Raw genomic sequence first — 13,835 nt, forward strand, 5'->3', positions numbered from 1 at the left:
CCCGAAAGGAACCCAATGGAAGACACTTCCGCAGAGACCACTTCCGACCTCTTCAAGATTGTCCGAGCAGTAGACGGAGACACTTCATTTCGTCTAAGAGTCGAGATTGCTCTTGAGCTCGAAGGCAAAGACAAGAATCGAACGAATGTGGTCTATATCGCCAAAGCTGTTGTAGGCAACATAGATTGCACGGTTGAAGGCACGGTCAATACTGAGCGGGTCACCGATGCTCAAATCATGGAAGCAATTGCAACACTCCCAGCGACGTAAACAATAACCAATAACTAAATAATTCTTGTACGTAAGGAACCGGCTCTTCGGAGTCGGTTCCTTCTTTTAACCGAAGGACGCTTACACATGGCTATCAGCCGCAACGGATGGGATGTCTACACATCTTCATCCAATGACAAACTAACTAATTTTCCATGGGTCACTGGCCGAGTCCGAAACGGTGACCATTACACAGTTCTCAACTACCTAGCCGATCGCTACAACAAGGAAGTTGAGAAGATCAACCGCTCCAGCTCATGGGGCTATGCCTATCGCGCAGTTCGAGGAGCTTCCGTAGTTTCCGAACATGCCACCGGAACCGCCGTGGACTTCAACGCACCAGAACACCCTCTGGGCGTATCGGCTTCTCGAACTTTCAATGCCACTGAAATCAAGGCCATTCGGAAGATTGTGAAAGACCTCAATGGCTCAGTCCGCTGGGGTGGTGAGTGGTCAAGGCCGGATGGAATGCACTTCGAGCTAATCGGCGGTAACGCCTTGATGAAGAAGACTGCAGACCGCATTAAGGCCGGTAAGAAGCCCAAGCCAATCTTCACCATCCCGAAGCCGAAGCCGAAGGATGCTCCGAAGGAACCATCCAATAAAGCCACAGATCAAGACCTGAAAATCCAACAGCGTTTGAAGGCTATGGGCCTCTACAAGCGCTCAACGGATGGTGTCAACGGCAAATACCAACAGGCCGCAGTTAAGTCCTTCCAGAAGGCGCACAGCCTTGTTCAAGACGGATTCTGGGGGCCAAAGACCGAGGCCAAATATCAAGACAACGTCAAGCTTCAAAGGGCGTTGAACCTGATGAAGTCCGCTACTCCGAAGCTCACTGTGGACGGATACCTAGGCAAGCCGACCGAACGCAGAATTGCGGACGTTTTGAAGCGAAACGCCTGGAGCCGTCGAGAGTTGAAATCCAAGCTCAAGGCAGTAGGAGCCATGAAATGACGAATCCTCCTGCCCCATACGTTGTGGAACCCCCGCTATCAGCGGTACTTCACCGAGTGAGCCTCTTCGCTCGCTACTCAGTACTAGCAATCATGGGCCTAATACTTTTCATGTACTTCACCGGAGCCCTTCCATGGGCTGGGCTTGGAATCTTCGTGCTTGGCACAGCCTCAGCCGTGTCCGTGATGGTTTCCCAGTACCGCCTTGAATGGGTTTCGCTACTCCCCCTCACCGGGCTATGCGTCGTCACGGCAATTCTCCTAATCGGGATTTCAACCGGTGTTGTCATCATGCTTCTGATTGTGGCTTCCCTGTCCATGATCGAGCGCTATTTCCATCTATCCCACGTTGCCCGAAAGCTCCGTAAATTACCCAAGAGCTGAGGCCCACTTTGGAAGCAATCATCATCGCAATCATCGTGGGCCTCTTCGGTTCAGGTGGTTATGTCACTTGGTACAAAGCTCGAAATGACTACAAAGACAAAGCCCGAAATTCTGAACTAGACGCTGACTCCCGCTTCTTCACGAGGTACGACAAGGAAATCCTTGGACTCAACACCGAGATTGACGAGCTGGAGGACTACAACAATCGTCTCGTGAACGAACTAATCAGGAACGGAATCCCCGTTCCACCTAAACAACTACCTAAGGACACCCAATGAACAAAATCAAAGACTTCCTCACCGATCCAAAGAACCGCAACTACGTCTACGGCGTAGCAAGAGCAGTTATCGCGCTTCTCGTAGTGTCAGGCTTCCTCATTCCCGGCCTTGACGAAACCATCATGGTTTTGATTGGCGCACTCTTAGGACTAGGAACCAACGAGCTGGCAAAGCGCAATGTTCAAGGACAGACAGAGGAGACAGAGATTGAAGGCCTTGGAGAGTAATAACAACTAATCCTGTTACGCTTAACTCATGGCTAACATCAAGACCCTCGACCAGTATGAGCTAGAACTTCGAACGGCACTCAAAAACACAATGAGCCGTGAGAGCATGGTTCCAGCTGGTCGAGTCTTGGTAGGCATCCGGAGAAACCACTTCATCCAAGCCGAGACCGGGAACCCTGATTATCAGGGCCGCTCCTACGCTTACCGAAATTGGCACAGTGAGTTCATGAAAGATCTCTACCCCGATGAGGTGGAGCGAAAGTCCGTGAGCGCTAGACTTCGCTACGCCGTGGGGGTTGCCCTCCGTGAAATGTTAACCCCGGATGAAATTGAACTAGCCGAGTTGAGACCGATTAGCCCCAAGGAACGGATTGCCAATAACAACCGGGAACGGGCCGGAGCCTACAAACTCCTCACAGAGAAGATCAAATCCGAAGATGATGTTCTAGAGCTGGTCTCCCTGATATCCCGAGTCGCTAGCAACATCGATGACAAGGATCTTCAACATAAGTTGATAAAGCACATGAGCAACTTAGACAAGCTCATTAAGTAGCAACCCGCCAAAACCCCTATGGAATCAGTGATTTCGTAGGGGTTTTTCGTTTGTCTAAAACCAGAGCCTGACAAGGGGTCTAAAATCGATGTTAAGATAAAAGTATTCCAATAAGCAACAAATATTTACCAGAAAGAAACTTCATGATTACTCCACTCTCCCCTTCCGATGAACGCGAACTTATTGCCAAGACCAAAGCCGGTGACAACGAAGCCGCCGAAAAGCTCCTAAACCAATACCGCCCAGCCTTCGAGGGAGCCGCCTACAGGTATTCGCCGTACCTCGACCAGAGCGAAATCGATTCGGCAACCCACGCCGGATTTATGGAAGCAGTCCACAAGTTCGATTACACGAAGCACGACAGCTTAGCCAACGTCATCAAGTACGCCTTGAACGATGAACTCATGTTCGAGAAGGCCTCCGCAGAAGTAACCCGCATCCCCGACCGCACCATTCAGCGCTACTACCAAATTCTTCGTAAGTACGATGGGGATGCCAACAAAGCGCTTCGTGACTGGAATAAGCAACACCATATGTTGAAAGAGACTTTTCTCAACGTTCACCACACCCTAAAGAACTCCGGCTTCATTGAAGACAACCTGATCGAATGTCTTTCAATCCCCACGCCGGAGACAGAATCACCTGAGGTTCCCGAGGCCGTAAAGTCACAGGTTACTAGTGTCTTCGAAGCACATGGAGACGAGCAGGATTTAACACCGGAAGAGGTTCAAGTTCTAACCGTCCACTTCGGCCTTGCCGGTTACTCACCATCAACAGCCAAGGGGTTCAACGAGACCGCCGATGAACTAGGGATGTCCACCACAGACACAAAGACCCATTACAAGAACGCGATCTCCAAGGCTCGAAAGCGCCTTACTTATAACAACTAAATCTTTAACAAGAACCCGCAGTCGGAAGGCTACGGGTTCTTCTCATATGCTTTGGATATGCTTCAAATCATTTACATTGCCGCAGAGTGCGCCGTTCCCGCAGCTGAACAGGCGAACAATTCACCCAACCTCTTTTGGACAATCATTGCCAGCGCGTTCGGCGGTGCACTTATGACAAGCGGTGTGACCATTTGGGCAAAGTTCGCAGATTCAAAGTCTGAACATCGGAAATGGAAACGAGAAACCCGACTGAAAATTTATTCGGAAGCGGCCCGGTTGCATCGGAAGGCGTACCAAAAATTGGATGCCGTTGTCGCTACGGAAGACTTCGACAAACAAGAATACGGCGATAAGCTAATCAGCTGTATCGATCAACTACAGGAGTTGGAAATCTTCTGGGGAGAATTGGAGTTAGTAGGCTCTTTGGGTTTCGAAAAGGAGATGGAGTCCTACATTGAATTCATCAACGAGACCTCAGAACGACTATCCGCCAGAGGGCACAATATAGACAGGTCAGAGTATCTCGAAAAACAGAAGACCCTATGGGAGCAAGTCATTAAGGCCGCTAGAAAAGACCTTAAATTCGATCTTTGACCCCGAGACCTTTGTAATATCACCAGCACCGGCTAACACAACGGGTTCTTCTCATATGATTTGACTCATGGACTGGACTATTCTCACTTCAATTCTCGGAGGCGCTGTAGGAGCGTCCGTGATCAACTACTTTGCTAACCTTCGGCTCAAAAAGGCAGAGCACAAACACGCAAGCGAAATGTGGGCTAAAGAGAACGAGAAGCAACATGAGGTCTGGCTTCGAAATCAGGATAAGGAACACCAAATATGGCTCAGGGACTTAAAGCTAAAGACGTACTCAGAGACTCTCACCTATTACAAGGAGTTAGAAACCTCGATTGGCGTACCCAAAACGAATGAGGCTGAATACAACGCGAAACATATAGCCGCTCTAAGTTCCACGGATACGCAGATTGAACTATTCGGCTCACTTGAAGTGCAAGTAGCTTACGACGAAGTACGAGCCGCCTTTATGAGCACAGTCCGCACCAAAGGTGAGACTCGCCCTGTCTTAAACCAGAAAATTAGAGATCTAGCCGGGATCATGCGAAATGAGATTGAAGCTACTCCTTCCGAAAACTAAAGCGAAAGACCCTCCTAGATTCGCCCCGGGAGGGTCTTTCCGTATGCTTTGGGTATGAATTGGCAAATAATCGTTTCAGCTTTGACCGGTGCTGTAGCGGCATCCCTCGTGACCATTATTTTCAATTGGCGAATGAAGTTGCGCGAAGAAAGATACGAGCAGAAACGCTGGGTTCGCGAGAAGAGGTACGGGCTCTACCTTGACCTTCTCGACTTCTCCAAAAGTCTTCATGACGAAGATGACGAACGAAACCATAATGACCGTGGCCGAGAGATGCAAGATTTCAAGCTGAAGACACGCCTTATCGGATCCATTCCGGTATATGTGGCTTTAGAGAATCTAGACGATGAGCACTATAACAGTGGGTTCCGGTCTGACCAGACACCGTTTGAAATCGCCCGAGAAAAGCTGTATCGAGAGCTGAGAACTGATCTTGGAACCTACGATACTCCAGCGAAAAAGAAGTTTTTCAAACGAAACACTTAGCGGCGTTGCGATTAGCCCTTTACACAATTGGTGAAGGGGCTAACTTATGCTGGAATCATGGAAATTCTAGTTAAGGCCGCAGAAGAACGTAGTCAGTCACCTGACATTACTTTCCTTTTTATTGGTATTGCAATTACGTTCGGAATTGGCGCTATAGGTTGGCTCATTAATAATGCGAACGAAAACTCTAAGTGGATAAGAGAAGAACGCCACCAAGCTTACATCGAAATAATGAGGATCTATTCAGGCATCATGCATGCGTCAAAGTTCCTCATGCACAACTCCTTACGTATCGATAGCTACCACGACAAAGTCAGTATTGCAGAGAATAAGATGGCAATACTTCAGAAGAAATCATCCAATAACCAAGAGGAGACTAGCCGTCTTCGGGCTGAAGTCAAGCAGTTAGCTGAGTCTATTGCGGAACTAAGCGACAACCTCAATCTGACATTGGATCGCATTAAACTACTTGCCGAAGAACTGAGGGATACCAAAGGAAGAGTTTCGATCATAAGTTCTGACAGAATGACTAATCTGCTGAATGAGATGTTGAACGAAGAAAAGTATCAAGGCCTGTACGACCCTGACAACGATAAGCGCAAGCAGGCCTTCTCAACGTTATCAACTCATCAGAACCACATATGGGAGCAAATGGTTAAAACGGCGAGAAATGATTTGATGGTTCGAAATCGCTTGGCGCGATTCTGGACATGGGCAAATACGCCAATCAATGAGTGAATCTAACTTGATCACCCCCTGATCATTCGATACGACACGCTACCACTCCTTCAATAATTCCTAGAAGAGTTTGCCCAAGTCAAACCGACTTTCGTATACTTACGTGTTTATAAATTCCAGCTCAACCAGGCACGTCGCCTCTAGAGTCTCCAATTTTGGGCGAGATTTTTTCCCACAGCCTCTTTGCCACAACCACTAATCGCAAAAAGAGACCAACGAAAAATTCCTGTATGTTCAACATGGCGTGCCTTCCAGTGTTCGTAATTTCAAGGTTCGGAGTTACATCACTACTAAATTCGTTCAATGGCTCATCTCCAATAGCGCTAGTCCCGGGAATACCGCGAATACGATCGTCAAGGGCAAAATGCCAAAGACAACGGGTACGAGCATGAAAATTTCTCGTTTTCCCGCAACTTCCATTAATTCGCGTTTCGATGCGTCTCGAACGTCTTGAGCTTGGTCTCTGAGTACTTGGGCTAGAGGAGTCCCACGTTCGGTGGCAACCACGATTGCATCAACAAATCTTGAGATCGTTCCGACTTGCATTCGATCAGACATATTTTGCATCGCGTGAACCATAGGAGTTCCGGAATGAATGTCGTTCAACGTCTTCACGAATTCTTCACCTATGACTCCGTGGCAGATTCGGGAGATACGTTCGATTGCACCAGTAGTTGATTCCCCTGCACCGACCGTCAAGGCCAGGACTTCAGCAACCGTTGGGAATTGGGTCAATATTTTTCGAGCTCTGCGATGAATTTGTTCGCCAAGCCACCAGCCTCGCAACGCGTAACCCAACATCCCACAGCAAATAACGGCCAAGACAGCAAAGACCAGCGACAGGTCATATTGCATTGAAATAAACGCAGTACAAACGGCCCCTGCCACAACTCCGGCCAATGCACAGATGATCTCTTGTGAGCGATAGTCAATTATGCTCAACTCAAGGCCAGCGGCATGGAGCCTTTTCTTGAGAATGTCATTGGAAGGGCTATGGCTACTGGCAAACTTTCTCATTTGCGAGATCAATGGCGATGCAAGTTGGGCCAGCGCTGAATGCCCCGACTCTGAATGCCAAGAGTCCTCAAGCATCCGCGAACTTCTGACGCCGACGCGGACGTGTGGGGCAATTCGTTCGGCGAAAGCCATTTTTCTCCATCCGGGCAGATTGACCAGGATGATCCATATCCCTAGCCCGAACCCGAGTCCGCACAGAGCACCCCATGAAACGTATGAGTTCATGACAGAACTCTCTCTTCCGCCGGTAACGTGCCCAACCGCAGCATGATTCGGTAACAGACGATTGAGATTAATACTCCTAGACCCAGGACAAGCACTCCACTGGCCGTCATGTACGCGTCTTTTGCCGCGTCCTGGGTTCCCAGAATCAGGAGCAGAATCCATGGCGCCGCCACAGCCAACCGGGCTGCGGAGACTATCCAGGACTGCCGAGCGGCCAGTTCGCCACGCGTGCGTACGTCATCGCGAAGGAAAGCAGACAAGGTTGCTAAGGTGTGTCCCAAATCAGTGCCACCGACTTCACGAGTGATTCGAAGGGTGGTCAAGATCTTGTCGGCAACTGGGTCGGCCATTCGCTCACTAAGCTGTTCCAGAGCTACGTTAAAGTTGGCGGTGGCTCGATAGTCCAAAGCAAAGTCCCCGAACAGCGGCCTGAGTATTTTTGGTCCCACTGTTGCGAGTTGGCTCAGGGCTTCAGGCAACGACAGCCCGGCACGTATGGCGCTTCGCAGATGGTCCACGACTTCAGGCCATTGTTCCTGCAATGCAGCCCGCCGCTTAGACGCTTGACGACGCAGAAATGCCCATGGGGCGAAAATTCCAAAGCTGAAAAATAGAAGGGCAAACAGCCACGCGCCAGTTAGCCCCAAGGTCAATAATCCTGATACAACACCACACACCAAACAAATCATGAGGAACTTGGGCGGTGTCACATTTGTCATTCCAGCTTGCAGCAGGGCCCCTTTGATCGCTGACCTCCGTTTCGGAGCACGCACCCACGGTGCGAAGAGCAGCCAATCGACCAAGACAGCCAGCCCGAGACCACCAAGCAATGCAAAAAACGCGATCATCGCTATACCGCCATCAGTTCCGCGACGTTGATCCCGGCAAGATCGAATTTTTCGTGCTCCCAATCCGCGCTTGGCGAGGCGCGAAGACTTCCATCTCGTCTTTCAAACAAAGTAGACGATTCGATTTGTCCTGCTTCCACCCGGTTACGAATGCTGAGGACTTCATTTACGTATCGATTCCCACCAGGGCTGCGTACGCAATGCACGACTAGATCTATACAAGCAGCAACAGTTTTGACCGTGAAGTCGCTGGTGATGTTCGGACCCGCTAATAAAGGCAAAGTGCAAATCTTCGTAATCGCGTCCCTCGCAGAATTCGCGTGAAGGGTACAAAGCCCAGAAATCCCTGAATTCAGGGCGATGAGCATGTCCAGCGACTCGGCCTCACGGACCTCCCCCACAATAATCCTGTCCGGCCTCATACGAAGCGCCTCTTTGACTAGGCGACGCATCGTAATTTCGCCCATTCCTTCAAGGTTTGCGAGCCGCGTTTGCATGGCCACCACATCGCGCAAAGAAAGATTAAGTTCAAAAATTTCTTCAATGGTAATGATGCGCTCACGCGGACCAATTGAAGAGGCCAAACAATTGAGCATCGTCGTTTTGCCGGCCTGTGTTGGTCCCGTGACAATAACGTTCAGTCCCGCGTTGATGGCCGTTGACAGGTACAAAGCGGCCTGCCTACTCAAGGAATCCAATTCCACCAGATCATCCAGTTTCCCTGCGCGCGCAATGAATTTGCGAATATTCACTGCCCAGTGCTCATGCGTAATATCTGGAATCACCACATGTAAGCGGGACCCATCCGGAAGCTGGCAATCGACAAACGGCTGCGACAGATCCAATCGCCGTCCGGAAGACTTGAGCATTCTCTCGACCAACGCGGCAATCTCTGAAGATTCCATGCGGATATGGGTTAGTTGGCTTTGCCCTCCTCTGGCGCAGAACACTTGATGTGGAGCATTTATCCAAATTTCCTCAACAGTAGGGTCATCGAGAAGTGGTTGTAACGCGCCAAAACCTGCGACATTATCAAAAATTGTTTGACGGGCAGCGTCGAGTGAGCCCAGGGATGGTACTGCACCAAGCAGAGCACGCTCGTCATAGTCCTTGATTACTTCCTCGATCAAGGACTTGATCAAAGTCGGTTGCTTAGCCGGATCCAGTCCGCGGCGTCTCACCAATTCACGAACTTCGTCCTCAACGATGGACAGAGCTTCCACGACGCACCCCTGTGGCTCTTCGTAACAAAGAATCCCGAAGTCGGGGACCATCGGCGAGCGCATCGTCGGTGCAGCATTCATATTCGTATGACAAGGGATGCTATAGGCACTTCGCTTAGCTTTCAAGAGGTTTTCCTTTTGTGGACAACCGAAAATTCTTTCTCCACAGGCCGTTTTTTAGTTATGCGAGCAGGTGGACCATCACGCTTTTATTGGTCATACAAGGCTTGTCACATACGATCAGGATTCTTCATGCCCCGCTACGAATTTCTCTTGATATCGCAACTTTTCCAGCATCCACGACAATTTGAATTGGTCTCGACCGGGAGACTGACTGGAGACAAATTGTCGTCAATTCTCCTGTCATCTTTTCCCAATCAGTATTGGTATTTCGGACAAGACAGCCTGGAAAGCTTGGGCTCTTTAGCATCAGGCCAAAAATTGATTCTGAGCGATATTCCTCAGGTGCAACCTGAATACATCGATAAATCAGCTACCTTAAAGCTCTATGTCCTCCACGGCCCAGATTCTGGAGCTTGGATTTCTCTCACTCAAGGGGAGCATTCAATTGGCCGGGGGGCTCCACTGTGGCTCGAAGACCCACTTATTTCACGATGCCACGCGACTTTAAATGTTTCTACGCGGCGCCTACGGCTGGTGGCAGCAGCCAACCACCAGATAACTCGTGAGGATGGGATTCTCTGCAGCTCAATGGACCTAGTTCTAGGTTCTCGGTTTCGTTTAGGAAATACGTTTTTCGTGGTTGGCGACCCGGTCGCCACGGAATCCAAAAAAACGATTCGAGATGAGGACTTGGAAGTCCATGTCCCTCCAAAGCCTGAAATGAGCCGGCTGGTGATGCTCTCGCTGGCTGCCCTTGTCCCGATCCTGACTGGCGTTCTATTGGCAATTTTGATGGGAACGATGTTCTTTCTGATCATTAGTGGGATCTCTGCCCTCATGGGCTTGGCCCCGGCAAGCCAATTGGTATCTGAGCTCAGACGTTGGAAACGAGCCATGCGCGCCCAACGGAATGCAGTAATCCAGAATCGATCCACGTATGCCGCTCCGTTGGGGCAAGCAATTATTGCAGGGCTAGACGCGACCGCTTTGAACATTAACTCGCCGTCCGTACCTCCGTTGGTTTGGGGCGACGGGCTCTGGTCTCCACAATTGCATGAGTCTCCACAGTCCGATGCTTCGCAAAGATCACGGTTCAAGCTCAAGAGACGGAAGCTAGATGCGCCCTGGCATGGTCCAGTCTTTTCTCCGTCAGTTCCTGGAGTTTGGCATTTGGTCGGCGCTCAAGGTCCGGAAACTGGAGGAGTCTTGGCCAGTGTTCTTGCACGTTTCTTACCGCTGATCGCCACGGGAAAACTATCGCTCTATATCGATCCGAGCATCCGTTGTTTACCTGCTTCCTTATTACTGATGAAGAATGTCACCGCTTCCAGCCCACCGATGCCCTCGGAGCAGAGTCCCTGGCAACGCGAAGTTCCTTTGCTTAAGTCCATTTATCTAACAGCCGCGCCGACTCGGCTCCTCCCCGAGACCTTAATAATCGGCCTTGGCCCTAGGCTCCCGGAGGCCGCAGAACACTGGATCGAAATTAACTCCCATTCAACTCACCTTCCTGACCAGCGCTTCGTACTCAAGAATTTGCACCGATTAAGCTTGATGCGATTCGACCGAACCGTCCAGCAGTTATTGCGTTTGCTGCCATCAGGGCCTATTGCCGTGCAACAAGCATTATCGGAACCTGCAAACATCGTGCGAGCTGCTATAGGAGTCACCGATGAAGGAACCGAGGTAGCACTTGACCTGGATTCGGACGGGCCACATATGCTGATCTGCGGAACGACCGGGTCCGGAAAATCGGAAGCCCTGCGCCGCATAGTTGCGGATCTTGCACATAGCTTCTCGCCACAGCATTTAGCTTTCGTCCTTATCGATTTCAAAGGAGGCGCAGGATTATCAGTTTTTAAGCCGCTCCCTCACGTTCAACTTTTCGCTAGTGATTTAGACGAGTCCTCCGCACAGCGCACCCTTGAACAACTTGAATTCGAAATACGTCGTAGGGAAAAACTCCTTGCTGATAGCGGATGTAGCGATCTCGGCGAATATCAAATGCTCACGCCAGTTCCGCAACCATTGCCACGGCTTGTAGTCGTCGTTGATGAATTTCGGGTATTTGTCGAATCCCTGCCTACAGCTGGTCAGCGAATTGACCGGTTAGCCGCCGTAGGTCGGGCATTAGGGATTCATTTGATTCTTAGTACGCAACGCCCCGCTGGTGCTCTTACTGGCCAAACACGCGCGAATATCAATGCCGTCATCGCGCTTCGAGTCAATGACCCCAGCGAATCAGTCGAACTCATTGGCTCCACTGCGGCAACATTGCTAGATCAGCCGGGGCAGGCAATTATGCGAAGTTCTTCGCGGCCAACTGGAAAAGTCCAATTTCATCTCGCTGTTGAGCCCGATCTCAAAGGCGAAATTTTTGAGCGAAACCGCAACAATATGGCAGTAGCCCCGTTCTGCACATTTGAACCTGAACATGAGCTATCCGGGCCGGACCCGCTTACGGTACTTCTGGAGCAGCTAACGGCCCGTTGGGTATTGGTGCCTAAACCTGTCTCGGGATTTGCACCCCCTCTTCCTTTGACCTCCGAAGAGGCACTAATTCCAACAGGCTGGCCCGGGAAGGACAAGGGCACCATCTTTTGCGGCGTTCGGGACAACCTGTCGGGTGGCACGTTAGAACCACTGGTCGTTAACACCGCACAAGGGCATTCTTTATTGATATGCGGTTTGCCGGAAGCTGGCGCCCGGAAGTCATTGAACTACTTGGTCTCATTGCGCCGCAAAATATTGTGTTTTGGACCAGAGCCGGTGACTGACGCACACAAGCATGCAAATCTGAAGGTCATCACTGGCAATGACACCTACGCTTTTTTGGATGCTCTGGATTATCTAGAATCGCTTCCGAGGGACGATGGCTTGATCATCATGGTTCATTCGTTGGCTCAGCTTCAATCGGTGCTGCACCCGCAGCACTTTCAACGATTCGATGAGGCGTTGGGTTCGCTTTTGCGCTCAGGTTCTCAGCAGTCACCGTTCATAGTTTGCGCCGTCGATAGAGATCAGAATTGTCTAAAATCCACCGGCTTGTTCACGACCCAATGGTACTTTCCATACAATTCCACGGAATCACTAAAAATGATCTGGCCCAAAATTCCGGCTTGCTCTCCCATTACCGGCCGAGGGGTAATCGTAACTGCGGACAACCCGCCCCAGGTTTTTCAGCTTGCGCCAGCTCAAGCAGTTCCCCGCGAGGACGACAACTGGAACTATGCCAGTCCAGAGGACAGTGCGTATAGCCAGGCACCACACGAAGCATCCCAGCTACTTGGCTACTGCCCGTTTACCGGTCGCCCGATAGCCCGGCCACAACAAGCTCGCTTGATCATGATCTGTCCCGACGCTGACGAGAGGCTCAAGCTGTCGCTTCTTCTAGCGGATCGTTGGAATGCTTCCCACGCTAATGGCATAGAAGAATTAGCTTCAAGAATCGATGACTTCGAATCGGGGAAACAAGATAGTCCGGCCATGCTTTGCGTTTATTTGGAGAGCACAGCACAGCCACGACTCATGCCTGCAATCGAAAAACTCGGAGCAATCAATGTGCCCGTCGTTTTCTTCACGCCGCCCTCGGCAAGGCTGGCGTATGAGCTCGGACTATCAGCGCTTGGATTAGATGACCGGGAATTCGCAGTCGTTGAGTCCGAACATTCCCAGGACATGCAACCAATGCAATGGCCTGCACTTCATCATGAGCCATCGGCTGAAAACAGACCGTACTGGCGCGCCATCATTTCTCGCAATGGACAGCCACGGATGATTCACATCCCCCGGGACATTCGTAGGAAATAACTAATTTGATGGCCGATCGCCAAGAAAGGCCGTGGTCTTTGGAGCGAAAAGCAGTACCACGCTCGAACCGGCAATCATGATAGATGCAAGAGCAGCTATCTTGACCATAGGAATATTGGAGCTCAGGAATGAAACAGACAAGATCAGTTGGAACAATTGCCACACGATAATTGGGGCTCGCGTGAATGCCTTCCCCTTGAAGAAGTTAGCGGCAACGGACCCCTGCCAGATGGCCAGTAAAAGGCAAAGTGCCAACATGAAGATTTGTCCGCCGACGTTCACCGCACCGTCGGTCGATAAGTTGCCTAGATAGCTAATGGCACATCCCAATACGGCCAGCGCTTCAAGCATTACTAATGCTGCAACGATGACTACACTGATTGGTCGGGGCATATTACTGTGTTGGTGGCTCACGTCAACAATCTTCGTTGACGTCTGGCAGGAACTCAAACTGCCCCGACTACTTCTTCTGTAGTGGACGCCACACCAACTGGCACTAGCGGACTTGCCACCCAAATGCCATGTGAGAAAGCACTCAGGCATTCAGCAACATTTCGCTATCATGACCCTTGTTTACTTCCTCGTAACATGAAAACCTTATGTGGTCGGTTAAACGAGGAGCCCAATCGGTCCTCACCGAAGATCAGAAGA

Annotated in this window: 15 protein-coding genes; 11 read left to right on the plus strand and 4 right to left on the minus strand. The window is 50.4% G+C overall.

Annotated elements, in window-relative coordinates; translation table 11 throughout:
* Nucleotides 1-15 precede the first annotated feature (15 nt).
* The 10 genes from ACT7DV_RS17830 (at nucleotide 16) to ACT7DV_RS17875 (ending at nucleotide 5,938) form a co-directional block, all read left to right on the plus strand.
* Nucleotides 16-270, plus strand: a complete 255-nt coding sequence (locus tag ACT7DV_RS17830; protein WP_444664623.1) for a hypothetical protein — start codon at nucleotides 16-18, stop codon at nucleotides 268-270.
* A gap of 87 nt (nucleotides 271-357) precedes the next feature.
* The gene (locus ACT7DV_RS17835) at nucleotides 358-1,227 is read left to right on the plus strand and encodes a peptidoglycan-binding protein (protein ID WP_444664625.1); all 870 of its coding nucleotides are present in this window, start codon (nucleotides 358-360) and stop codon (nucleotides 1,225-1,227) included.
* A 92-nt stretch (nucleotides 1,228-1,319) separates the two neighbouring features.
* Nucleotides 1,320-1,610, plus strand: a complete 291-nt coding sequence (locus ACT7DV_RS17840) for a hypothetical protein (RefSeq protein WP_444664627.1) — start codon at nucleotides 1,320-1,322, stop codon at nucleotides 1,608-1,610.
* Between the two features lie 274 nt (nucleotides 1,611-1,884).
* Nucleotides 1,885-2,115 (plus strand): hypothetical protein, encoded by a 231-nt coding sequence (locus tag ACT7DV_RS17845; protein WP_444664629.1) that lies wholly within the window; start codon nucleotides 1,885-1,887, stop codon nucleotides 2,113-2,115.
* A 28-nt stretch (nucleotides 2,116-2,143) separates the two neighbouring features.
* A complete protein-coding gene (locus ACT7DV_RS17850) occupies nucleotides 2,144-2,668 on the plus strand; it encodes a hypothetical protein (RefSeq protein WP_444664630.1) in 525 nt (174 codons plus the stop codon).
* Between the two features lie 143 nt (nucleotides 2,669-2,811).
* Nucleotides 2,812-3,558, plus strand: a complete 747-nt coding sequence (locus ACT7DV_RS17855; RefSeq protein ID WP_444664632.1) for an RNA polymerase sigma factor — start codon at nucleotides 2,812-2,814, stop codon at nucleotides 3,556-3,558.
* Nucleotides 3,559-3,615: 57 nt separating this feature from the next.
* The gene (locus tag ACT7DV_RS17860) at nucleotides 3,616-4,152 is read left to right on the plus strand and encodes a hypothetical protein (protein WP_444664633.1); all 537 of its coding nucleotides are present in this window, start codon (nucleotides 3,616-3,618) and stop codon (nucleotides 4,150-4,152) included.
* A 118-nt stretch (nucleotides 4,153-4,270) separates the two neighbouring features.
* Nucleotides 4,271-4,714, plus strand: a complete 444-nt coding sequence (locus ACT7DV_RS17865; RefSeq protein ID WP_444664635.1) for a hypothetical protein — start codon at nucleotides 4,271-4,273, stop codon at nucleotides 4,712-4,714.
* 54 nt (nucleotides 4,715-4,768) lie between these two features.
* Nucleotides 4,769-5,200 (plus strand): hypothetical protein, encoded by a 432-nt coding sequence (locus ACT7DV_RS17870; protein ID WP_444664636.1) that lies wholly within the window; start codon nucleotides 4,769-4,771, stop codon nucleotides 5,198-5,200.
* A 57-nt stretch (nucleotides 5,201-5,257) separates the two neighbouring features.
* Nucleotides 5,258-5,938: a hypothetical protein gene (locus tag ACT7DV_RS17875; RefSeq protein WP_444664638.1), complete on the plus strand. Its 681-nt coding sequence runs from the start codon at nucleotides 5,258-5,260 to the stop codon at nucleotides 5,936-5,938.
* A 300-nt stretch (nucleotides 5,939-6,238) separates the two neighbouring features.
* Here ACT7DV_RS17875 and ACT7DV_RS17880 read toward each other — a convergent pair whose 3' ends face one another.
* Genes ACT7DV_RS17880 through ACT7DV_RS17890 form a run of 3 tightly spaced genes read right to left on the minus strand, consistent with a single transcriptional unit; the run spans nucleotide 6,239 to nucleotide 9,251 of the window.
* Nucleotides 6,239-7,180, minus strand: coding sequence for a type II secretion system F family protein (locus ACT7DV_RS17880; RefSeq protein WP_444664639.1), 942 nt, complete (start codon nucleotides 7,178-7,180; stop codon nucleotides 6,239-6,241).
* Nucleotides 7,177-8,028: a type II secretion system F family protein gene (locus tag ACT7DV_RS17885; RefSeq protein WP_444664641.1), complete on the minus strand. Its 852-nt coding sequence runs from the start codon at nucleotides 8,026-8,028 to the stop codon at nucleotides 7,177-7,179. Before ACT7DV_RS17885 ends, ACT7DV_RS17880 begins: the two co-directional genes overlap by 4 nt.
* A 2-nt stretch (nucleotides 8,029-8,030) precedes the next feature.
* The gene (locus ACT7DV_RS17890) at nucleotides 8,031-9,251 is read right to left on the minus strand and encodes a CpaF family protein (protein WP_444664885.1); all 1,221 of its coding nucleotides are present in this window, start codon (nucleotides 9,249-9,251) and stop codon (nucleotides 8,031-8,033) included.
* 252 nt (nucleotides 9,252-9,503) lie between these two features.
* Between ACT7DV_RS17890 and ACT7DV_RS17895 the strand changes: the two genes are divergently transcribed.
* A complete protein-coding gene (locus ACT7DV_RS17895) occupies nucleotides 9,504-13,184 on the plus strand; it encodes an FtsK/SpoIIIE domain-containing protein (RefSeq protein WP_444664643.1) in 3,681 nt (1,226 codons plus the stop codon).
* On the opposite strand, the gene ACT7DV_RS17900 is transcribed toward ACT7DV_RS17895, so the two are convergent.
* Nucleotides 13,185-13,598: a hypothetical protein gene (locus ACT7DV_RS17900; protein ID WP_444664645.1), complete on the minus strand. Its 414-nt coding sequence runs from the start codon at nucleotides 13,596-13,598 to the stop codon at nucleotides 13,185-13,187.
* Nucleotides 13,599-13,835 lie beyond the last annotated feature (237 nt).

The organism is Glutamicibacter sp. TV12E (assembly GCF_052441935.1).
Taxonomy (GTDB): Bacteria; Actinomycetota; Actinomycetes; order Actinomycetales; family Micrococcaceae; genus Glutamicibacter.

Bases quoted from the DNA above. Each gene is read 5' to 3' on its own strand.
- ACT7DV_RS17840 (WP_444664627.1), top strand. From the start codon at position 1,320: ATGGGCCTAATACTTTTCATGTACTTCACCGGAGCCCTTCCATGGGCT.
- ACT7DV_RS17830 (WP_444664623.1), top strand. From the start codon at position 16: ATGGAAGACACTTCCGCAGAGACCACTTCCGACCTCTTCAAGATTGTC.
- ACT7DV_RS17835 (WP_444664625.1), top strand. From the start codon at position 358: ATGGCTATCAGCCGCAACGGATGGGATGTCTACACATCTTCATCCAAT.
- ACT7DV_RS17850 (WP_444664630.1), top strand. From the start codon at position 2,144: ATGGCTAACATCAAGACCCTCGACCAGTATGAGCTAGAACTTCGAACG.
- ACT7DV_RS17895 (WP_444664643.1), top strand. From the start codon at position 9,504: ATGCCCCGCTACGAATTTCTCTTGATATCGCAACTTTTCCAGCATCCA.
- ACT7DV_RS17875 (WP_444664638.1), top strand. From the start codon at position 5,258: ATGGAAATTCTAGTTAAGGCCGCAGAAGAACGTAGTCAGTCACCTGAC.
- ACT7DV_RS17855 (WP_444664632.1), top strand. From the start codon at position 2,812: ATGATTACTCCACTCTCCCCTTCCGATGAACGCGAACTTATTGCCAAG.
- ACT7DV_RS17880 (WP_444664639.1), bottom strand. From the start codon at position 7,180: ATGAACTCATACGTTTCATGGGGTGCTCTGTGCGGACTCGGGTTCGGG.
- ACT7DV_RS17845 (WP_444664629.1), top strand. From the start codon at position 1,885: ATGAACAAAATCAAAGACTTCCTCACCGATCCAAAGAACCGCAACTAC.
- ACT7DV_RS17860 (WP_444664633.1), top strand. From the start codon at position 3,616: ATGCTTCAAATCATTTACATTGCCGCAGAGTGCGCCGTTCCCGCAGCT.
- ACT7DV_RS17870 (WP_444664636.1), top strand. From the start codon at position 4,769: ATGAATTGGCAAATAATCGTTTCAGCTTTGACCGGTGCTGTAGCGGCA.
- ACT7DV_RS17885 (WP_444664641.1), bottom strand. From the start codon at position 8,028: ATGATCGCGTTTTTTGCATTGCTTGGTGGTCTCGGGCTGGCTGTCTTG.